This window comes from Pseudomonas sp. Pse1 (genome assembly GCF_024519635.1).
GTDB lineage: Bacteria > Pseudomonadota > Gammaproteobacteria > Pseudomonadales > Pseudomonadaceae > Aquipseudomonas.
The window spans coordinates 1-354 of sequence record NZ_JALJRO010000101.1; the positions used below are offsets into that span (position 1 = coordinate 1).

Sequence of the window (354 nt, forward strand, 5' to 3'; positions counted from 1 at the left end):
CCGTCCATGGTGCTGTCCGTGTGGAACGTCGGAGACGCCGAGGAGCGCTACGACATCCTGATCGTTGACGAGGCCCACCGCCTCGGTCTGCGCTCGGCGCAGTCCAACGGCGCCCTCAACAACAAGTACACGGCCATCAACCAGCGCCTCTTCGGCGACGACGACGTCTCCCACACCCAGCTCGACTGGATCACCCAGCAGGCCAGGGACGTCGTCCTGCTCGTGGACCCGCGCCAGACGGTGCGTCCGGCCGACCTCGACGCCGCGACGATGGACGCCCTCCTCGCGCGGGCGCACGCCGAGCACCGGCATCACGCGCTGGTGTCACAGCTCCGAGTCAAGGCATCCGATTCA

Annotated in this window: 1 protein-coding gene; it reads left to right on the plus strand. The window is 68.1% G+C overall.

What is annotated here, in order from left to right; genetic code table 11:
- Positions 1-18: 18 nt before the first annotated feature.
- Positions 19-354: DNA/RNA helicase domain-containing protein (locus NR126_RS28570; protein WP_256832508.1), on the plus strand; the 336-nt coding region annotated here is incomplete at its 3' end.